Annotated in this window: 16 protein-coding genes; 10 read left to right on the top strand and 6 right to left on the bottom strand. The window is 57.1% G+C overall.

Annotated elements, in window-relative coordinates; translation table 11 throughout:
• Positions 1-359: 359 nt before the first annotated feature.
• Positions 360-1,502 (bottom strand): MFS transporter, encoded by a 1,143-nt coding sequence (locus M7Q83_RS02520; RefSeq protein WP_298335036.1) that lies wholly within the window; start codon positions 1,500-1,502, stop codon positions 360-362.
• Positions 1,503-1,546: 44 nt separating this feature from the next.
• Complete coding sequence (locus tag M7Q83_RS02515) at positions 1,547-1,972, bottom strand: hypothetical protein (RefSeq protein WP_298335034.1); 426 nt, start codon at positions 1,970-1,972, stop codon at positions 1,547-1,549.
• A gap of 998 nt (positions 1,973-2,970) precedes the next feature.
• On the opposite strand from M7Q83_RS02515, the gene M7Q83_RS02510 reads away from it, so the two are divergent.
• The 6 genes from M7Q83_RS02510 (at position 2,971) to M7Q83_RS02485 (ending at position 10,096) form a co-directional block, all read left to right on the top strand.
• Positions 2,971-4,365 carry an MFS transporter gene (locus tag M7Q83_RS02510; RefSeq protein ID WP_298335032.1) on the top strand — a complete coding sequence of 465 codons (1,395 nt, stop codon included), beginning with the start codon at positions 2,971-2,973 and terminating at the stop codon, positions 4,363-4,365.
• 103 nt (positions 4,366-4,468) lie between these two features.
• Complete coding sequence (locus tag M7Q83_RS02505; protein WP_298335030.1) at positions 4,469-5,056, top strand: NAD(P)-dependent oxidoreductase; 588 nt, start codon at positions 4,469-4,471, stop codon at positions 5,054-5,056.
• Positions 5,057-5,565: 509 nt separating this feature from the next.
• Complete coding sequence (locus M7Q83_RS02500) at positions 5,566-7,071, top strand: AlkA N-terminal domain-containing protein (RefSeq protein WP_366526358.1); 1,506 nt, start codon at positions 5,566-5,568, stop codon at positions 7,069-7,071.
• Positions 7,062-7,562 carry a methylated-DNA--[protein]-cysteine S-methyltransferase gene (locus tag M7Q83_RS02495; RefSeq protein WP_298335026.1) on the top strand — a complete coding sequence of 167 codons (501 nt, stop codon included), beginning with the start codon at positions 7,062-7,064 and terminating at the stop codon, positions 7,560-7,562. The genes M7Q83_RS02500 and M7Q83_RS02495 overlap by 10 nt, the downstream gene beginning before the upstream one ends.
• A 1,173-nt stretch (positions 7,563-8,735) precedes the next feature.
• A complete protein-coding gene (locus M7Q83_RS02490) occupies positions 8,736-9,380 on the top strand; it encodes a GntR family transcriptional regulator (RefSeq protein ID WP_298335024.1) in 645 nt (214 codons plus the stop codon).
• A complete protein-coding gene (locus M7Q83_RS02485) occupies positions 9,377-10,096 on the top strand; it encodes a haloacid dehalogenase type II (protein WP_298335021.1) in 720 nt (239 codons plus the stop codon). Before M7Q83_RS02490 ends, M7Q83_RS02485 begins: the two co-directional genes overlap by 4 nt.
• Positions 10,097-10,458: 362 nt before the next feature.
• Here M7Q83_RS02485 and M7Q83_RS02480 read toward each other — a convergent pair whose 3' ends face one another.
• From M7Q83_RS02480 to M7Q83_RS02465, 4 genes are all read right to left on the bottom strand, one after another.
• Entirely contained in the window at positions 10,459-13,764 is a 3,306-nt protein-coding gene (locus M7Q83_RS02480; protein ID WP_298335019.1) for a vitamin B12-dependent ribonucleotide reductase, read from the bottom strand.
• 167 nt (positions 13,765-13,931) lie between these two features.
• Positions 13,932-15,122 (bottom strand): phage replisome organizer N-terminal domain-containing protein, encoded by a 1,191-nt coding sequence (locus M7Q83_RS02475; RefSeq protein WP_298335017.1) that lies wholly within the window; start codon positions 15,120-15,122, stop codon positions 13,932-13,934.
• Entirely contained in the window at positions 15,122-15,472 is a 351-nt protein-coding gene (locus M7Q83_RS02470) for a hypothetical protein (RefSeq protein ID WP_298335015.1), read from the bottom strand. Before M7Q83_RS02470 ends, M7Q83_RS02475 begins: the two co-directional genes overlap by 1 nt.
• Positions 15,473-15,597: 125 nt before the next feature.
• Complete coding sequence (locus M7Q83_RS02465) at positions 15,598-16,395, bottom strand: hypothetical protein (protein ID WP_298335013.1); 798 nt, start codon at positions 16,393-16,395, stop codon at positions 15,598-15,600.
• A 62-nt stretch (positions 16,396-16,457) separates the two neighbouring features.
• On the opposite strand from M7Q83_RS02465, the gene M7Q83_RS02460 reads away from it, so the two are divergent.
• The 4 genes from M7Q83_RS02460 to M7Q83_RS02445 all read left to right on the top strand — a co-directional run bounded on the left by M7Q83_RS02460 (position 16,458) and on the right by M7Q83_RS02445 (position 20,127).
• Entirely contained in the window at positions 16,458-17,042 is a 585-nt protein-coding gene (locus M7Q83_RS02460) for a hypothetical protein (protein WP_298335011.1), read from the top strand.
• Between the two features lie 65 nt (positions 17,043-17,107).
• Positions 17,108-17,821, top strand: a complete 714-nt coding sequence (locus M7Q83_RS02455) for a hypothetical protein (protein ID WP_298335009.1) — start codon at positions 17,108-17,110, stop codon at positions 17,819-17,821.
• 1 nt (position 17,822) lies between these two features.
• A complete protein-coding gene (locus M7Q83_RS02450) occupies positions 17,823-18,566 on the top strand; it encodes a hypothetical protein (protein WP_298335007.1) in 744 nt (247 codons plus the stop codon).
• On the top strand, positions 18,559-20,127 hold the full coding sequence (locus tag M7Q83_RS02445; protein WP_298335005.1) for an ATPase, T2SS/T4P/T4SS family: 1,569 nt from the start codon (positions 18,559-18,561) through the stop codon (positions 20,125-20,127). Before M7Q83_RS02450 ends, M7Q83_RS02445 begins: the two co-directional genes overlap by 8 nt.
• The last annotated feature ends 9 nt before the right edge of the window (positions 20,128-20,136 follow it).

The raw sequence follows: 20,136 nt of genomic DNA, 5'->3' as shown, positions 1-20,136 counted from the left end.
CGATCCTAGAAGCTTGCTCACTAGTGCCAGGGTAGCCTTGGTGGAGTGGCACCCGTAGGAGCGAGCGACGATGGAGCGGACGCATGCGTTCTCTGTCCCTCGACTCTCCCATTTGACCCCTAAGTCTGATGGAGGCAAAGATCCCGTCTCGATGAGTTCGATGGTCTTACAAGAGCCGGACGAAGCTTGGCATTCGCGAGCTGAGAGGATCTGGTTGCATGAGTGATCAAGCATCTCATTCATCTCGTCGATTTCGAGGTCTCCAACAAAGATTGCCCGTAGGGACTCCGTCATCTCATAGGCTCGCCATCCCACCCAGCCAACGACGATGGCTTACTTTGCGTCGGCTAACGTGCCCCTTAGGCGACCTCTTTGAGCTCCATCCGTCGCCGCAGGGGACCAGTCATGGCGAGATACCCGAGCGCAACAAGAACCCCATCAACTCCGCAACCGACAAAGAGCCAGGTCGGCCCGAAGGCGTAGAACGCTGCTAGGCCGACTGCGGGTGCAACCAACCGTGCAATCCCCCAGGAGGAGCCTTGGATCCCGGCGTACCGACCTCGGAGCGCCGGTGGTGCAAGGTCGGCAATCACCGAACTCAAAATCCCGGCGGTCCCCACCTCTCCCACCGTCCACACGGCAATCGAAAACGCGTATCCCACGGTGCTGTGGGCGAGAATCGAAGAGGCTATCCCGACACCGACCACAGCCGTTGAGGCTGCGAGCAACGGCATCCTTGGCATTTTCTGTATCCACCGTGCCCCAAGAGGTTGGAGCACCACAATCAAGATCCCGTTGAGGGCAATGTCAATGCCGTAAGAGGCCGAGGAGAGCCCCGCGTGGACCATGGCAAGGGGTAAGGTGATGGACACCTGTTGGTAGAGCGAAGCATAGGCGACGCCGAGCACAACCAGAATGACCACTTGGCCGTCGTGCAAAACCGTTGTCAGGCCTCCAGAGGGTCGCTCGGAGCGGACGGGTCTGTCATGAGTTTCCTGAGTCCCGACCAACACCACCACGCCACCAAGTACGCAGCTCAAGCCATCCCCGAGAAAAAGATAACTGAACCCATGGGTCGAAAGAATCCCCGCAGCCGCCATCGCGACGGCAAAACCCAAGTTTGTGGCCCAAAACAACAAGGCGTAAGCACGCCGACGCTGCTCAGGACCGATCAGATCGGCCACCATGGCTGTCTGTGCGGGTCGCCCGAGGCCAAGCACAAAACCATAGCACAGTACTGCGATGCTCAGCCATGCGATGTTGTGAGCGAAGTAGACGGGTACGAGCAACAGACCCGCACCAAAGAGACTCGCGATAAGCACGATCTTTCGCCCGAATCGATCGGTGAGCACGCCCCCGGCGACGGGGGCTAAGAGTGCCCCAAGACCGAAGGCAACAAGTACAACTCCCACCAAGGGGAGTGGGACGAGCCTGGCATGAGTGAGGTAGAGAGTGAGAAACGGCACCACAAAGGAACCCATGCGGGTGACCAAGCGGCTCACGAAAAGAGCCCAAAACTGGCGTGGAAAAGATCTTCGGGAAGATGTCACCCGGCGCGGTCGTTTTCTAAACCAAGTTTCCTCTGCCCCAACACCACAACCCCTCGCCAAGACACCGAACTGACCCGTGTGGCATCTTCGAACTGTCGGGACCGATACAAAGCCCTCAGGTCGTCTGACGTCACCGCAAATCCATCGGACGACCACTCACTCGTACCAATGAGCCCACGCTCGTTACGCAGGTAAGCGATATATCCGGCCAGGCGGTAAGCATAGGTTGAGATCGCTGATTCAACAGGACGTAAGGCGTGTTTGCGTCGAAGCCAGCGACTTGCAGATGTACGGTAGATACCATCAACGAGAATCGACGGCGCTTCGACATGCTCTAGACAAAGTGCCTTCTCGCCAAGGAGAAACTCGATACGTTCACGGTCAAAATCGAGTGCCCGAACCACCCTAACTATCGATGTCATGAACTGATTCCCCGAAGCATTGCAACAATTGTAACATCAGGCTCTGACATGAAGTACGACTGCCCCCTCCGTCCAAGACGCAAGGAGCCTGTCGCCAAGCCCGCCATCGCTAAGGAAAGTCCAGATACTGAGTGCTTAGTTCCTCAGAGAGAAGACACCAAAAGAGTTGCTCTTTTTACGAAGTCTTTCGAACTCCAGGGGCGTCTTCCACATGAAAAGTGTCTTCTAGGCACCGTGTAGTGTCCTCCCACAGATTCCCACTTGTCCAACCTGCCAAGTACGCCTAACTCAAAAAGTGTCTTCTGCTAGCTCGGTTCCGGGGGAACAGCGACGGCATGTTAAGTTAATCAATTCGCTATCGTCACTACGATGTGCCCGTTCGCAGGATACTTAAGTAGTCCAACAGGGTATCCCGATCAGTCATCCCCGGACGCGAAGCTACCACATTCCACCAATCACCTAAGGCCACTCATACTGGAGGAGCGAGTGTGAAACGATGTATTGGCCCTGGTGACGATCACTCCACCTCTGGCTCTAATAGATGTCGTACGGGGATTCCATGAGCTGGTATCCTTTCCTTCGTTAAGGCCACCCTCAGACACCTGATTTAGACACCCACTCCTACGACGAGACCTCCGGATCACTCCAAAGCCATGTCCCTATAGTCTTTTACAAGCATCTCTGGGCGCAGGCGACAACACCCCCCCGGATCATCAATGACAGGGAAATTGAGTCATGCCAGGCCCAGTGACCTAACCTCGACCATCGAGGCTTACCTAAAAGGTAACGGGGCAGTTCCTCCCCGCTACCCTACTAAGAGGCAGCGACACCTCAAGGAGAGGACCATCAGCATCACGGTTTGCGCTGATCCATGCACGAAACGGGTGGCCAGACGATGTCGACGCCGCGAGCCAACGCAGAGTCTTCGACCCCGCCGACCAGACTGGTGCGCCCACACTTCGAGGCAGAGCGCAGCATTTCGCGATTAGAACGGCTGGATGAAGACACCAAGCAACGAGAACCCGATCGATGACAAGCGTGGGCTGCCTAGACGATCCTCGCCATGGCCGTTGGTAGCGATTTGCGTAGGGTACTTCATGGTGATCCTCGACACCATGGTCGTCAATGTCGCGCTTCCGGGAATCTCACGCAACCTGCATGCCTCAACGGGTGCATTGCAATGGACTGTCGACGCTTATAGCCTCGTGTTCGGCGCGCTGCTGCTTTCCGCTGGCGCACTGGGAGACCGCCGGGGAGCGAAGGGTGTCTTCCAAATCGGCATGGCCATCTTTGGGCTCTCTTCGCTCGCATGTGGGCTTGCCCCCACGACCGACGTGCTCATCGTAGCGCGGTGCGTCGAAGGCCTAGGCGCCGCTCTCGCGGTGCCAGCCTCTCTCTCGCTGTTACAAGCCGCTTACCCTGACCAGGCAGCTCGACGTCGGGCCTTCGGAATCTGGGGTGCGGTGGCTGGCATCGCTGCCGGTGCCGGCCCGGTGGTGGGTGGTGCACTCGTGTCGGGGTTCGGATGGCGTTCGGTATTCTTTATGAACGTGCCTATCGGTGTCGCAGGTCTGGCACTTGCAGCCCGGTTCCTGCCGTCTCTGCCACGGAGACCTCGCGGTGCCGACGTCGCCGGGCAGCTAGTAGGGGTCGTGTCTCTCGTGGGTCTCACGGCAGCCCTTATCAAGGTTGGTGCATCCGGCTGGGCGTCCCCAGTGGTGGTGACCGGTCTGGCCGTGTTCGTCGTGGCCGGAGGCGCATTTATCCTTATCGAGCGCCGTGTGAGCAGCCCCGTGCTACCGATGGGTCTGCTGTCCTCTCCCACGTTCTCGTCGGCGACAGCTGTCGGACTGCTGATCAACCTCGGCTTTTACGGTGAGCTATTTGTCATGAGCATCTACCTCCAAGAATTCCGCGGGTTCACCCCGCTTGCCGCCGGGATGGCACTGACACCAGAGCTTGCTATGGCGATCTTTGGTTCGAGCGTCTCTGGCCGGGTGATGGCCCACACCGGGCCACGGCTCCCCATGCTGGTGGGTCTCGTCGTGGGTGGCTTAGGGCTGGCGAGCCTTGTCATTAGCGGAGCCCACAATTCCTACTGGCTACTTGTGGTCCCTCTCATGGCAGCAGGACTCGGCATGTCGCTGGTGATGCCGGCTGCGACCGCAGCAGTCATGGAAGCGGCACCGACCGAGCGAGGAGGGATCGCCTCGGGAACGCTAAACGCTGCCCGCCAGGTGGGCGGCGTGATCGGCGTCGCCATTTTCGGAACCCTCATCGCATCCCGAGGAGCCTTCGTCACTGGTCTGCGCACCGGAATGATGATTGCTAGCGGAGTATTCTTTCTAGGGGCCTTACTCACTGCGCTCTATGTCGGCCGGGCGCGTCGCTAGCGTTGTTGTGCCTCCCGTTCTGAGTAGCTGTCGAGCAGAGTTAAGCCAGACCGGTGCGGCGTCTAGGCATTGTCAGCTATATCCCGGCACGTAACATGGAGCAATGCGGATTTTTCTGGCAGGTGCGAGCGGCGTGATCGGTCGGCACCTCGTACCATTGCTCGTCGGAGAGGGTCACACTGTCGCGGGGATGACCCGCACCCCGGGAAAGGTGGACTGGTTGCGAGACGTTGGCGCCGAACCGATCGTCTGCGACGTCTTCGAGCGCGATACATTGCTCCGAGTCATGGCCGATTTTTCGCCTGAACTCGTGGTTCACCAGCTTACTGACCTGCCTAACGACCCCGCAGAGGTTCGCAAGCAGGCGTTGGCCAACAGGCGGATGCGACGTGAGGGGACGACTAACCTTGTCGATGCGGCGTCCACTTGCGGTGCCCGGATGATTGCCCAGAGCGTCGCCTGGTCGCTTCCTGGCGACGATGCCGAAGCCGTCGAGTTCCTTGAGCGCACGGTACTTGGCGCCGGTGGAGTTGTCGTCCGCTACGGACAGTTCTACGGTCCCGACACCTATTACCAGGATGCGCCGCCAGGTCCGCCTCGGATCCGCATCGACGAGGCCGCTCGACTCACCGTCATGTCCCTGGGAGTTCAAAGTGGGATCGTTGATGTCTTCGAGAGCATGGGAGCATAGGTTAGATACCGTGGCTTTCACCACTGAGACCGCAGAGAGCTTCCAAAAAGGATTACGACATAATCGCACCGAGTCCGCATCCGTCGCCTTAACTCCGGCCGGTGAAGTCCAAGAACGTGGTGGGGTGCTCCGATGCTTGCCGAATGGGCGAGACGTTCAATGGTTCGGATCTCGGCCGTCACCAGTTTGCTTGTGTTGTCGTGGCCCGATTCGGGCAAGGTGGGAGTATTGATACAAGTCATGAGGGTTTTTCTGTCGACGGCTGGGGCGCGGTTGAGACCGCTGTGGGCCGACTATGTACTCCTCTCGAAGATGGAGGTCTTGAACGCCACTGGCGTAGTTGGTTAGACGAACATCACCCACCGTCGTTACTAAGTAGTCATCACTATCGTGACTTGATCCTGTCATATCTGAATGTTGTGACCGGTGATCGATGTACGCTAATCTCCCGTCACTGCCATGTCGTAATCCCGCCAACCTATCGCCTCACCAGGTACTACTCTGTCATCATGCATGAGGATTTCGACCGGTGCTACAGAGCGATGCAATCTAAAGATAGACGCTTCGACGGCTGGTTCGTGGTCGCTGTCGAGACCACTAGAATCTACTGTCGACCAAGCTGCCCGGGTCATTCACCTTTGGCGCGCAACGTTACCTTTTACCCGACGGCGGCTGCGGCACAGCATGCAGGGTTTCGGGCTTGCAAGCGGTGTCGGCCGGACGCGTCGCCCGGATCGCCCGAATGGGACATCCGTCAAGACTTGGTGGGACGGGCAACGAGGCTTATCCTCGATGGCACTGTAGATCGGGTGGGTGTTGCTGGTCTCGCATCGCATCTCGGTTATAGCGTCCGCCAGTTGGAGCGCCACCTCGTGACGGAGCTCGGTGCTGGTCCCCTCTCTCTCGCCCGGGCCAATCGAGCCCAGACGGCACGGTTGCTCATCGAGACCACGGCCATGACCTTTAGCGAGGTCGCATTCGCAGCAGGGTTCTCCAGCATTCGCCAGTTCAACGACACTGTGCGCACGATATTCGCCAACACCCCGAGCGAGCTACGAGCTCGTGCCGCCGGTAAGGGCACTTCGGAAGTGGCGGGGGAAAGCGGGCCTCCGGGCACTCTCGTCTTCCGCCTCCCCTTTCGCGCACCGTTTGTTCCGACTAGTCTCTTCGGCCACCTGGCGGCTACCGCTATACCCGGTTGCGAGGAGGTCCGTAATGGTGCGTACCGCCGGACGCTTCGGCTTCCCAACGGCAACGGCATCGTCGCTCTTACCCCACTCTCGGACCATGTGGTCTGCCGACTGACCCTCGACAATCTGCGCGACATTCCAGTCGCCATCGCCAGATGTCGCTGGCTTCTAGATCTGGATGCAGATCCTGGAGCGGTCACCGACGCGCTATCTGGAGACTCGGTGCTTGTTTCCCAAGTGCTACGAGCTCCCGGTCGGCGCATCCCTCGCAGCGTCGACGGCGCCGAGATGGCGATACGGGTTATACTCGGCCAACAGGTTTCGACCAGCGCCGCGCGCACTCACGGTGCGCGTTTGGCAGAGTGTTACGGCACCCCGATTGATGACCCCGCCGGCGGGCTGAACCGAATCTTTCCCACAAGCGAAGCCTTCCAGGAGATCGGCCCGGATGCTCTCGCCATGCCTAGGAGCCGCCAGACAGCGGTATTCGCTTTGGCAACAGCGTTGGCCAGCGGTGCCATCGAGCTCGACCCCGGTACTGACCGGGAGCGCACACTCCATCAGCTGGCCAGACTCGCCGGTATCGGACCATGGACGCTCGAGCAGATCTCCATGCGTGTGCTTGGCGACCCTGATGCTTTCCCCAACACCGACATGGGCGTGGTGAAGGGCGCAAAGGAGCTTGGCCTGCCTGTGACCCCTGCGGCGCTGGTCGCCCACAGCCGAAGATGGCGACCCTGGCGATCCTGTGCGGTGCAGTACCTTTGGGCGACTCAAGACCACCCAATAAACAACTGGGTAACGGAGGGTCAACCATGCGTTTAACCCGTTATCGAATCATCAACAGTCCGGTCGGATTGCTCACTCTGGCAGGTCAGAGTACATGCCTTACCAACCTGGTAATGGAAAAAACGGCCCATCCGCCTTCTGAGCGCCACCAGTGGGTCAAGGACGCGGCGGCATTCGCAGATGTAGTTGCTCAGCTTGAAGCCTATTTTGCCGCACAGCGGACGGCCTTCGATGTCGCCCTGTGCCCAGGGGGAACCAGTTTCCAGCGAAAGGTATGGAAAGCCCTGTCGGAGATCCCCTATGGTGAGACCAGCTCCTATGGTGACATTGCGCGCCGGATCGGTCAGCCCGGTGCCGCTCGGGCTGTCGGGTTAGCGAACGGACATAATCCAATTGCCATCATCGTCCCATGTCACCGGGTCGTCGGGGCAAACGGCGCCCTCACGGGATATGCCGGTGGGTTGGATGCAAAACGTACCCTGCTCGACCTGGAGCTGGGGCATCGTCGCGAGGCACAGCGCAAATAGCGCGTTCTACATAATGTGCTACAACATCTGCCATTGTGGAGCGAGACTAGGCCGCGACAGACCGGCCCGTGGACCCCGACAGTGTGCCGTTACTGGGATTTGAGCGTTTAGTCGGGGTCGACTAGGTGTCGTGGCCCATCGCGAACGTATCTCATGCGCGTGGCAAGCCCATCACTGTGCGATTATCGCGCATATGGCGGGTGATGTCCCGGACTATCCGCTACCAAACTGGGTGTGCTCCGAGGATGTCCTAGTCGGGGGTGCTCAACGCCTTCACGAGGCGAGTGTTGGGTTCGCCTCTGATGGCGGGTCCTCGCAGCCTCCCGTGAAATTCCCTAGCGAGGTCATGCGCCGCAACGACTCCGCACCTCATCAACTCGTCTTTGACCACGGGAAGATAGTTGGGCTGTCGAGTTCGACTACTGTTCACCCGGACACAGTCTGCGAGACATTATCTTAGCTACTTGCATCGGCCCCTTTAGTGCCAATCCACCTGAGGATGCTCCAGATATGGACCAGGCACCAACGTCGAGTCGAGCTGATCCTCGACGCGTAGGGTGCCGATCTAGCCATCTCCTGGTGTGACGTTGTTCGGGTGTCGATCATCCGACTCCATGGCTTGGTGGCATTTTCATCGCTTAAGGAGACCGAACTCCAGAAACCCAATCTGCTCACGGAAACCGAAGGCTATAACCGCAGCGGCCGCTACTAGTTACTGCTACGTTTGTTAGGCCATCAGGCCCCTGTCGATCCAAGCCTCAACTGTGAGATGGTTCTAAAGTACATGTTTGTCGTGTGTTCATGGCCTAGCACTCAGAAACTGCGATGTCGATAACGCGAGCACCAGTCCAGTTCCGATGGTGAGTCGACGACACATCTCGCGCACGGGTTGTCGTGTCCCGAAGTTGGCTGGTTCTGAGGTCCAATCGAGGAGCGATTCAATCTTGTCCGTCCGACAAACACCTCGAGTTGTCTACTAGGCAACCCAGATGAGTTGCCTTGGCGGTGACTGCGACGTCTTCGGTGGGATCGTCGCCGAGCCAGCTGGGCAACACCGCTGGACATTGCTCCGATTCCAGGGTTCTGAATTGATGTGTGGTAGTGGACGTTGAACGGAACAACTCGCCGTATTGCAAACTTGACTGATTAACTGTTATACTGGTAGACATGCAAGTGACCCCTGTCAGCGTTGCTGACGCTGTCGCAGACGAGTTGCGTCGTCGTCTACTGGCGGGCCATTATCTGGCAGGCGAACAGTTGCGCGACACCGACCTGTCTGAGGAATTTGGTATCGCTCGTCCGACTGTTCGAGTGGCCGTACAGATGCTCGTCGCTGATGGGCTTCTGGAGAGAGGTCGCGGTCGAAGTGCGGAGGTGCGCCGTTTCACGGCCTCAGACGCGGTTGATCTGTACACACTGCGTCGGCCAATTGAGACGCGAGCTCTTGAGTTAGTCATTGAGGGTGACCACCGGCTTGACGGGATTGCTTTGGCAATGGATCGCTTTGCGGCACTGGAGTCGGACTCTGCGTGGGATGTCGTTGCTGACCATGATATTGGTTTTCACCGCGCAGTTTTTGTCGCCGCTGGTTCACCCCACCTACTACGTACTTTTGATGATGTCGGCTCCGAGATGCGCCTACTCATCGCCCAGCTACGACCCAGCTACGGCAGCGTAGCAGATCTCGCCGGTGAGCATGAGCCCATGCTCCTCGCTTTAAAAGCTCGGGACCTAAGCAGGGCAAAGTCACTCTGGGACATGCATTTCGACGAGTCCGAACAGTTCTTTCTGAATCTCATAAAGGAGCGTACACTATGAACCTGACTGACTTTGAGGCTCTGAGCTTCGACTGCTACGGTACTCTGATCGACTGGGAGGCGGGGATCTCAGCAGTTCTCGAACCTTGGGCAGCCGCCAACGGTCTTCAGATGACTAACGAGGAGCTCTTGATTGCCTACGGCACGCAAGAGGCACAAGCGGAGGCTGAACATCCAGCCGAACTATATCCTGCGATTCTTGCGCGCGCGATACGCACACTCGGCGCACAATTAGGCGTACCGGTGACAGATGCCGTTGCGGAGACATTCTCGAACTCCGTCCCCAATTGGCCCGCCTTCAGTGATTCGAGGGAAGCCCTAATCAGGCTATCTCATCACTACAAGTTGATCATACTCTCCAACGTCGATCGTGCTTCATTTGCGCGCTCTAACGAACGCTTGGGCGTAACGTTCGCCGGGATTCTCACCGCGCAGGATGTTGGATCCTACAAGCCCTCTCCACGCAACTTTGAAGCGCTTCTTGCTGAGAGTGACCGGCTGGGAGTAGGGCAGGGAAAGCTCCTTCATGTGGCGCAGAGTCTCTTCCACGATCACCTACCTGCTCAGGCAATAGGCCTGCACACCGTCTGGATTAACCGACGCCACGACAACCCAGGTTGGGGTGCCACCCCAGAACCGCCAGCCTCTGTAAAACCAGACTGGACCTTTACATCAATGGACGCTCTTGCTGACGCCGTGGAGTCTGAACTTGCCTAAGTCCCTTCTTGGAGAACGTCTGAGCCGGTGGTGTTCTCAAACAATTCCCATCACACTGTCTGTGGTAGGCAGCATTGATCAACTCACTAACCTTCGTCTATCGAGGCTGACTTTCTTCGCCTGCTCACCTTGACAACGAAGGCTCGTCGCGCCTTCGGGAGTTGTGGGGTCAGTCGCATTATCGTAGGCGCGGTCTGGAAGGCCCCTCGCGCCCGGTTCACTTCGTTTGTGAGACTGCTCCGCCCAATCCCATATGCAGGGTGAGGGCGGAAGACATGCAGACAATCGGAAAATTATCCGCAGAGACGACTTTACGCGTTTCCTTAGTCAAGCAATGGAAGACACTCCAAGAACCCTAAAAATTACGAACACCCGGAAGTTTGGCCACACGAAGGGCAGGCATAACAATTCCCAGTCCGCAACATTGACGTTCCACAGGTATAGCACATCGGTGAATCCACGTGCCGTTGAGGTGAAACCTTCAGTGTCGTCTCGGAGCCAACTCGAACGGTTGACCCAAGTGCAGGCTTTGGTATCGCATCCAGTGGCTCTTGACCCAAGGCCTTGGTCAGTACTGCTATCCCCCCAGCGCTTGTCCCTCGGGTAGTCTCGCTCGATTGGGCATCGATAGCTGCGTGTACCGCTCGTTCAGCCGTACTATGGATGCCATGTTCTGCTCGTGAATCGGCATCCATGTAGTCGAGTGCGATACGTCGGAAGAGATAGTCCACCAGGCTGGATGCGATCCTCAACTCTGCGTCATCGGTGATCCCAGCGGGTTCAAAACGCATATTGGTGAACTTTCGCACAAAGGACTCTAGGGGAACCCCGTGTTGAAGCCCAAGGCTAACTGCGATCGAGAAGGCGTCCATGATGCCCGCGATCGTCGATCCCTGCTTGGAGATCTTGACAAAGATCTCACCAGGCCGTCCGTCGTCGTACTCTCCAACGGTTGCGTATCCCTCAGCACCCCCGACTTCAAAGGCATAGGTACGTGATCGTCTCTGCCTCGGTAGCCGTTCACGCACTGGGTTGTCGAGCATCGCTTCGAGTTCTCTGACGCGCAGAGAGAGTGCGGTGGTGATGCCCTCGGCCTCGAGCGCTAGGTCTCGCCAGATGTTGTCATCGGTGGCTTCAACGCCAGCCGTGCTGGTGCCCGAGAGCGGTTGGGCGACCTTGCAGTTGTCACGGTAGATTGCGATGGCTTTCAAACCCAATATCCACCCTTGGATGTAGAGCTCCTCGATTAACTCAACAGATGTGTCCTCAGGGACATTCACGGTCTTTGAGATTGCGCCGGAGAGGAAGGGTTGAACTGCGGCCATCATCTCTAAATGCCCCATTGCTGAGATGGGATTCGTGCCGACAGCTGTGGCAAAGATCGGTCCGTGCTCGAGGCGCAACAGTCCACTCGCGAGAAGATCTCCATCCCCGTTCGCAATGAACGAAGCGATGCTCTCACGTTCGGCAGCACTGTATCCCAAGCGCTCAAGAGCGACCTGAACCGAGCGCAGTGGAAGCACCATGGTCGAGCCGTCGATAGTGTTCTTATATGTCACCAGCGAGAACGCAGGCTCGATTCCTGTGGTTTCACAGTCCATCAAGAACGAGATCGTGCCTGTTGGCGCGAGCAACGTCGCCTGAGCGTTTCGAACACCATACTCGCGTGCGAGAGTCAGGGTCTCATCCCAGACGTCCCGGGCGGTTTGGAGTAGATCAACAGGTGCCTGGCTCTCATTGATCTTGGTGAGCGCGTCGCGGTGCATCTCGAGCACCTGGAGCACTGCATCGGCATCCTGAGAGTAGCCGGGAAATGGCCCCAATTGACGGGCAAGCTCAGCGCTTGTACGGTATGCAACACCGGTCATGAGCGCGGTTAATACGGCGCTGAGTTGTCGAGCCTGCGGCGAATCATAGGGGAGACCGAGTGTCATCAGCAATGCGCCAAGGTTCGAGTAACCGAGTCCAAGTTGACGATAGGAGTGGGTTGTTCTTGCGATTGCCCCGGTTGGATACTCAGCGAGGTTGATGAGGATATCCTGAGCAGTGTAGATGAGTTGCGCCACGTGGACGAATGACTCCACATCGAATGAGCCATCGTCATTGAGAAACTTGAGTAGGTTGATTGAGGCAAGGTTGCACGATGAGTTGTCGAGGGACATGTACTCCGAACAGTTGTGGACGAATACCCCCGAGAGTGCTGCTGCGCGCATCTCGCCCGACACCGAGGTGACGATAGCAAAGTTATGCAGCTCGTCAACCTCGCCATCGAATACGTCGGCGCGTCCAACCGGTTTGATTGATGCAACCTTATGGTTGGCCGGGATAGTTGGATTTACGACGAACGGTTCATGTTCGGAGTCGAACCGCTCCAGACTATCGCCTGGCTGTAGCTCGATCACAGGAATGTACGAGCCATCGTTGAGCATAAATAGGTGATCTGGAGTGCAGCGCACCGAAGAACCATCATCAAGTGTTACCTCAACGATCTCGGCATTAGCTCTCGTCATGCGGACATTGCGCATAGTTCGGATGACAGTGTTGCCCTTTGCATCCTTGGCATAGACGGGGGCGTCGGTGCCAACGAGCTCATCTATCCGTACAGCATTGCGCCCGTCCGCTGTGGCCACCAACGTCTCTCCGGTGAAGCATGGGTTCGATCCGTTTATCCTCCCCGCACTGGGCGTGGTGTGCCAACGGTTGATCGTCGAGTCGTACTGCATCCCTGGATCCGCACACCCCCAAGCAGCCTGGGCGATTTTGCGCATGAGATCCTTGGCCGCCACCTGTTTGATCACCTCACCAGTAGTGACGCTCCGAAGATCCCAACTCCCATCTTCGAAAACAGCCTCCATGAACTCATCGGTGACACGAACTGAGTTGTTTGCATTCTGGTATTGGATCGAGATGATGTCCTTACCGTCGATGCCCATGTCGAAACCCGCTTGAGCCAAGACTCGTGCTTTGCGCTCTTCATTGGCTTTGGTTTCGATGAACTCCTCGATGTCAGGATGATCGACATTGAGGATGACCATCTTGGCCGCGCGGCGCGTCTTACCTCCAGACTTGATGGTTCCAGCCGAGGCATCGGCTCCGCGCATGAACGATACCGGCCCTGAGGCGGTTCCGCCACCCTTTAGCAGTTCTACCGATGATCGAATCGCCGACAGGTTTACACCTGCGCCGGATCCACCCTTGAAAATGAGCCCCTCTTCTCGATACCAATTGAGAATCGATTCCATCTCGTCACCAACGGAGAGGATAAAACAGGCTGATGCCTGCTGGGGAACTCCCTCAACACCGATATTGAACCAGACCGGCGAGTTAAAGGATGCAAGCTGGTTGGTGAGGACATACGTGAGTTCGTCGAGGAAGATGCCGACCTCGTTCTCATCCGTCAGATACCCGTCTGCGACACCCCGTGCCCCGATTGCAACCACAACTCGGTGAACAACTTGCGCGAGCGAGGATTCACGTTCCTCACTGCCAGGGGTCCCCCTGAAGTACTTCTGGGCAAGGATGGTCGTGGCGTTGTTCGACCAGGTTGCGGGGACTTCTACTCCGCGCTGCTCAAACGCGATGGTACCATCGGTGCGGGTGATCACGACATCGCGCTTCTCCCACTGGAGTTCAGGATTTCGGTTGGTCGTGTAGTGTCGGTCAAACATGTGCCGTCCTTAAGGATCGAGGTTCTAGAGGGATTTCGTCCCCGGTGATATGTATGCACGAACGTTGCTGGCTTGGCCGAGCGGAGTTTGTGTACTTCCGAGCCCCTGTAATGTGTTCGATTACCACACAGACACTACATAGGCCGGTTTTCCGGAAATCTGCACGCTCACCCCCAATCTTCTTCTAAAAGTTCTGGTCGAGGGGGTTCCGGCGGATCTTCGACTATGGGGTCGACTGGTGGAACATCGGAAGCATCGCTCGTGACCTCCGTGTAACGTATCTCGATCTCGGGCATGTATTTTTTGTAATACTCCAGCTGGTTCGGATGGAAGAGTTCCGCGGGTATTACCCCCGGTGGGAGTATGGGCTTTTCCGCGCTTGCTTTCAGGTGGTTGATGAGCTCCTCGTGAAACGTGTCCTTGATCCCACACTTCTCGCGAAAGTCAGCAAGCTCCCTCTGTCGTGGATCAACCCAGGGAGTCGTAGTCTGTCCCAGCGCGCTCCAGTGCTTAACCAGCGCTCTCGGGGTAAGTTCCCAGTCCGGGTGCATCGAGCGATACGCCTGAGCCTTGGCATGGATCAGCCCTGGAGTTATATCCGGTTGGTGACGGACTTCTGCAACCGCCGACCCGATAGCTGTCCCCTCGGACTTGGTGAGGTTATCGAGATCATGCCCACAGGCAACAGCCATCGCGTCAAAGAGCGGGTCTCGTTTCCTAACCTGGGGACCACTGGTGGTTTCCCTAGTGGTTGATCGCGTTTGTCTTGTACGTCTCGCCTTTGGGTTCGCCGCGGAGGGTGTGATTGGGTTGTGGACCACCTTGAGTTCAGGTGAGTCAGCTAGCTCGCTCACGCGGTCAGAAAGACCGGTTTGTGGCTCGGTGTATTTTCCCTGTTCGGCTAAAGAAGCTTTAGCTTCTTTTTCTATGTCTATGTCTCTGTCTATGGTGTGTTGCAACGTTGTTACCGGTAACGGCGTTGTAACGTTACTATGTTGTTTCTTGTAACGGTGATTCGCTACCCGTACGGCTGCGTCATCAGATTCAAATTGCCGGTTTGACCAGGCAGTTACAGCCCAAGCGTTCTTTGTGTCATCCCAATAGATCAGCTCTAGGTCCTGGAAGAGTTTGAGTCCTGCGTGGACATCCTGCACGCGTAAATTTGCATATTGGCTCAGACTCAGCTCGTCCACAGCTAAGGTCTGGGTCAGCATCAGCTCTCCACTAATTGGGGACTCTCTGGCAGCAGATAACACCGCTACCCACAGCCAACGGTGGGTCACAGACAGCCTCATAATTTTCATGTCCCGCATGGTTTTGGTGTACATCCGGAACCACATTTGCTTTCGTCTTGCCATTATTGTTCCTCCTCCTGTGCGCTAGGCGCATCATGTGTTTCGGACTTGTCGAGCTGCTCTAGGTGCACAAGAAGTTCCTGGCGTACATGCTGGATCGCGGACCACAGACCACGGGGTCGGCTGGGCTGATCAGCAATGGCCTCAACTGTTGTAAGTGCATCGATGTCCAAATAGGTCTGGACCGCCAGAGTCATAAGGCCCGCAGTCAAGTGTTCTTCACAGTGAAGCCACAGGTCTGCTTTGTCTAGAAGCACAAGAAGACTCAACAACTCCCTCTCTGAAAGGGGTGGATAGTCAACCCAACCTTGGTCGTTGCCGTCCTTGAGTGATTTGCGTTTGGGGTGGTTCATGAACCCTCCCTGAGGGGACAGAAGTCGTGAAGTGGCACTGTTGCTCCTTTCGGGTCGTTGCCTCAAGCGAGACGGGGACTATGACTAACTACATAGGCGCTAAATGGGAATGTCTTAGGGTACGGTCAGAAAAATGACTCCACCTTTGTGAGAACATCCCGACACATCAGGTGAAATATTGCACCAAGGTCCATGGCGACCAAGTGAAAGGTGGGGTAGTGATACCACCACCAACAGCACCAACCACAGACGAAGAAGACGATTACGATAACTTCTCGCACCCCACCCGTCTCGGCCAGCATGGGGATCCGGACTCTCCAGGTAACTGGCCAGAGCAGTGGGGTCCCTCTGGCGCTAAAGACCTCGATCGCAACGCTTCCACCGAAGCCGAGTAGGAGTGTCAATACAAACCAGCGGGTGGGCAAGGGATGAAATCCTGGAAAGTGCTCAGAGACCAATGCCCAGATCACAAACCCAGTGATGGCCCAATAGATCACAATTGCGGAGATGGCGTCTTGTATGAGGTGTCTCAGGATGGTCTTGAAGAAGTACTTGGCGAACACATAAAAGAACCATCCAGCTAAGAACATCTGAAAATGTGCGTAGATAGTACTAGGAAGGAGCGTTACGAGTTCGCCCAGCGCTACAAAGGCGATGAGCGCAACAACTGAATGGAGAAACTTGACGTGCATCGCAGACTGAACGCGATCGACAATCGTTCGACCAAACGGAAGCGTGAGAGTGGCTGGCGGGTACTTGGCGTGGTCGCCCGCGAACTCATAGGCAGCATCAAGGTCGGGCAAGCACCCGGCCCAACACGCCAAGACACCGGCTTCAATCCCATAGGGGAGGACGCGCGTGGTGTTCCAGGCGATCGAGCCCGCTACCAATCCAACGATCACCGCCTTGTTTCTCGTTTGCATGTCACCACTCTCGCTTCGCTTGCGCAGTATGTATGCACCGAAATGCGAAGTTGGTCCTGCAGGTGAAGCCCGCTTCAAACTGGTCGCCTCAGGGTCACGAACGGTTCTTCGACACCCTGGTCCCGGTGCGTGCAGTAGGACTGATGGGGGTTGTGGTCCTTGCCGCAGCGTTGGCTACCGGGGTGTTATTGGTCACGCACGCCTGGTTGGTCGCCGCCTTGTTCGGTCTCACTGGTGGGATCTTCGTTCTCGGTGCGCTCAGTGATTCCCGCACCGGCACGATTCCCAATGCACTGATGGCCTCAGCCGCGCTCGCCTCCATCGCGTTGCAGGTGGATGTGAATGGCTGGCCGGGTGCTGCTATCCGCGTTACCTGCATCGCGGTGGTCTGGATCGTCTTTGCGAGCCTGCGCCATGGCCGTAGCGGCGCTGGCGGTGGCGATTTGAAGATGATCGGCGTAACCTGGCTGACGCTCGGAGTGTTCCCAGTTCTTGCCGGTCTTGTAGCGCTCATGGGGTGGGCCCTCATACTCGTAGTCATTCTCAGTGCCCTCCAGCTATGTCATGTCAGGCACTTCCGCGCCGGTCCAGCGCTTGCGATTGCTGCGATAATTTCGTGGATTATTGCGCTGGCCATACTTTTTTGAAAAATGTGCCTATGTAGTACCAGTAGCGACCGGATCTGAATTCACGAAAGGCGGCTGCGTAGGCGATGTTGAAGAAGAAAGCGCGATCCAAGGACCTAGACGCTGAGGGTGGTGTCACGCAAAGCGAGGCACCTCCTCAGCGCAGACGGAGTAGTTCGCGAGTCAAGTCCGGAGTCGCTCCCGGTAAGTCCCAACGCAGACTCGCGCGCGTCATGTTGCTCGTCGCTGTTGGACTCGTTGGAGTTACGGGTGGCGTCGTTCTCTTGAGCCGTTCGACAAGCACCACCCCTGTCTATGTCACAACGAGAGCTATCCCTGCTGGTGCACGGATCATTCCTGCTGACATAGGAGTAGCGAACATCTCAACTCCCGGTGTACCGGGTGCCTTGTCGTTGGGACAGATCCTCACCGCCCACGCCACGGTTGGTCTGTTGCCTGGAGAAGTACTGACCTCCGGGCTGGTGAGTGCAGGACACCTCGGGGTGAGTCAGGCCGTCATTGGCTTAGACCTATCCCCAGGACACCTTCCAAGTGCCGGGGTTAACGTTGGAGGTCGGGTAGAGGTGGTCTTTACTGGTCAACAGCCGCTCAGCACTGGCCCAAAGGGGAGCGTTGCGAATCCTGGCATGGTGCTTGGCGCAGGAACGGTCACCTCAATCATCCCTGGAACATCGGGCTCTGGGACCTTAGTGGATCTCCTGGTGTCTAAAGATCTGGCCCCAACACTGAGCACCGCTGGGGCAAACAGTGACATCTCCCTAGCACGGGTATCGGGATAACATGGCGTTGGTCGTACTCACGCAGGTTGCTGGAGGAGTCGGAACAACAACTCTAGCCGCCAACTTGACAAACCTGTGGCCGCTTCACCCTCGTATCTTGCTCGAGCTCGGTATCACCGGTGGAAGCCTCATGCAGGTTATGGGCTTTGATGCGCAAGCTTCTAACACGCCAGCGTCACTATCGGACCTCTTGGCCGACGGCTATGACCTCGGCCTCTCAGAGGTCCAGGCACCCAGCCTCGCTGGTCGTAATCCCGAGGGGTGGGAGCTGCCGGTCGTGCCCGCACCGGTTATCCCTGATTTTCCTCGTCCTGGTGAGCCCATGTGGTGGCAGAAGCGCGTTGACCTCGCCTTGAGTACCAACTTGGATGTCATTGTTGACCTGGGTAGGGTCGCACCCGAGCACATGGGTATCCATAACCGCGTGTTGAATACCGCAGCGATCATCCTCGTGGTGGTGCGTAACATAGAGGAGGCACGACGAGCAGTCGCACGACTCACCCTCTATCAGGATCGCCTGGCAATCGTGGTGATCTCTAAGTTGCGTTCGATGCCCCAAGAGGTCACCGATGCGACTGGTGGGGTCCTTTGCGCAGAGGTGTTGCCCTTCGATGAGGATATCGCTATACACCTGTGGCGAAATGCGCTCGTCACCGAGTCGAAGGCCAAGAAGCCCAGCAAGCAATATCTAGATGGAGTAAGCCATCTCGCTCACTACCTGAGAGGAGCAGAGTTGAATGCCTGAGGTCGCGGCCACCACCAAGAGATCAAAGGGTGACGCCCCTCCTTATTGGAGGCTGACCCAACAGCGCCAAAGCGCTGTGAGTAAGTTCTCGCGCAATCCAACGGTTAGTGATACCGTGCAGGGCTCGGCGTCCTATGCCCAAAAGCGCAAGATCGTCGAGGATCTGGTGTGCTCACAAGCTGCTGAGTTCGGAATCGGTGCAAACCAGGCGAGTGAGTTCGCTGTAGTGGTCGCTGACGATCTTGTTGGGCTCGGCGGACTTGAGACACTCATCCGTGATGAGACCATCTTCAACGTCACCATTCGATGGATGGATGGAGAAGATGCACAGATTGGATTGCATCGAATCGGATCGAGTGTCAAGGAACAGTTTGCCTACCCGCTGGCGAACAACCTCAATACATTTCGTGAGAGCATTATTGGTGGCAAGGCGATCAGGTTCTCCGGTCAGCCGGTGAACTGGACCTACTCATCTCCTCATATCACCCTCTATCTACCGAGTCATCGTGTGCGTATCGCAGCGAACATGCTCCACGACACGAGATCCGTGCTCGCCTCGGTCCGAATGAACCGCACCGGTCAGCCGGACTTGGATGAGATCTACCGGATGGGGATGATCCCAACTCGAGGGATGTACTGGTTTCTCAGAGCAATGCTGGCATCACGTGCAACGTTTCTCGTCGTTGGCTCAACGGGCTCTGGCAAGACCACTCTGTTGAGGGGACTCCTCCACAGTGTTGATCCAAGCGACTACCTCTATGTGGTGGAGGACTCCCCAGAACTCGATCTCAACTCGCGAGTAGAGCGTCATGACATGATCTTGGCTCTCGTACCGACCAAGGAGCGCAACATGGCCAATCTCATTCGCGATAGCCAGCGCTTTATGGCAGATCGCATCGTCATTGGAGAGGCGCTCGATGATTCGATCATCGACTGGTTCACGGTCGCCAACGTCACTGGAGGATCTGGCCTCACCATGCACGCGGAGGAGCCAGCGAGTATTTGGCGCCGCATTAAGAACATGGTGGGCTCCAAACTCTCAGAGCGCGAGGTCTTCGAGCGCATGGCCGAGTCTGTCGATGTGATCCTGTTTGTGCGCCAACGCTATGAACGCGATCCAGAGCGACAGATCGAACACGTTTGGGTGCTGACCCACCAGCTTGGTGCTGACGGTAAGCCGGTATATGGAGAGCTTTGGGGGTTCGACTCTGAACTGCGCACTACGAAATGGAGAGGCGTTATCCCTGAATCCATCCAAGACAAGGTGAACCGAACTGGCGTACGACTTGTTGACAATGGTGGCGATGTTGGATTCGCCCGTGTCCCAAACCGCGCTTTAGATCCGCTGTTGGCCGGCATCGTCGATGGGTCCAAAGAAGGGTCCGCAGAGGGACAGATCTACCAGCGCCAAGACGGGTCCCAAGCTGTCACATCGGTCGCTCCACAGACGGCGTCTGAACCGAAAGGTTCTACGTCCAGCCCGAGCGAGGCTGAGGTCTTTGCTGCAATCTTCGGGGCAGAATCCACGCCCAGAGCTCGCGATCGTAGGGGGGAGCACTAATGGTTCAGG

It is taken from the genome of Ferrimicrobium sp. (assembly GCF_027364955.1).
In the GTDB taxonomy this organism is placed as follows: Bacteria; Actinomycetota; Acidimicrobiia; order Acidimicrobiales; family Acidimicrobiaceae; genus Ferrimicrobium.
This window is presented reverse-complemented; position numbering and strand designations above follow the sequence as displayed.

Coding starts and splice junctions, on each gene's coding strand:
- M7Q83_RS02515 (WP_298335034.1), bottom strand. CDS start 1,972: ATGACATCGATAGTTAGGGTGGTTCGGGCACTCGATTTTGACCGTGAA.
- M7Q83_RS02510 (WP_298335032.1), top strand. CDS start 2,971: ATGAAGACACCAAGCAACGAGAACCCGATCGATGACAAGCGTGGGCTG.
- M7Q83_RS02505 (WP_298335030.1), top strand. CDS start 4,469: ATGCGGATTTTTCTGGCAGGTGCGAGCGGCGTGATCGGTCGGCACCTC.
- M7Q83_RS02500 (WP_366526358.1), top strand. CDS start 5,566: ATGCATGAGGATTTCGACCGGTGCTACAGAGCGATGCAATCTAAAGAT.
- M7Q83_RS02495 (WP_298335026.1), top strand. CDS start 7,062: ATGCGTTTAACCCGTTATCGAATCATCAACAGTCCGGTCGGATTGCTC.
- M7Q83_RS02485 (WP_298335021.1), top strand. CDS start 9,377: ATGAACCTGACTGACTTTGAGGCTCTGAGCTTCGACTGCTACGGTACT.
- M7Q83_RS02480 (WP_298335019.1), bottom strand. CDS start 13,764: ATGTTTGACCGACACTACACGACCAACCGAAATCCTGAACTCCAGTGG.
- M7Q83_RS02475 (WP_298335017.1), bottom strand. CDS start 15,122: ATGGCAAGACGAAAGCAAATGTGGTTCCGGATGTACACCAAAACCATG.
- M7Q83_RS02470 (WP_298335015.1), bottom strand. CDS start 15,472: ATGAACCACCCCAAACGCAAATCACTCAAGGACGGCAACGACCAAGGT.
- M7Q83_RS02465 (WP_298335013.1), bottom strand. CDS start 16,395: ATGCAAACGAGAAACAAGGCGGTGATCGTTGGATTGGTAGCGGGCTCG.
- M7Q83_RS02455 (WP_298335009.1), top strand. CDS start 17,108: ATGTTGAAGAAGAAAGCGCGATCCAAGGACCTAGACGCTGAGGGTGGT.
- M7Q83_RS02450 (WP_298335007.1), top strand. CDS start 17,823: ATGGCGTTGGTCGTACTCACGCAGGTTGCTGGAGGAGTCGGAACAACA.
- M7Q83_RS02445 (WP_298335005.1), top strand. CDS start 18,559: ATGCCTGAGGTCGCGGCCACCACCAAGAGATCAAAGGGTGACGCCCCT.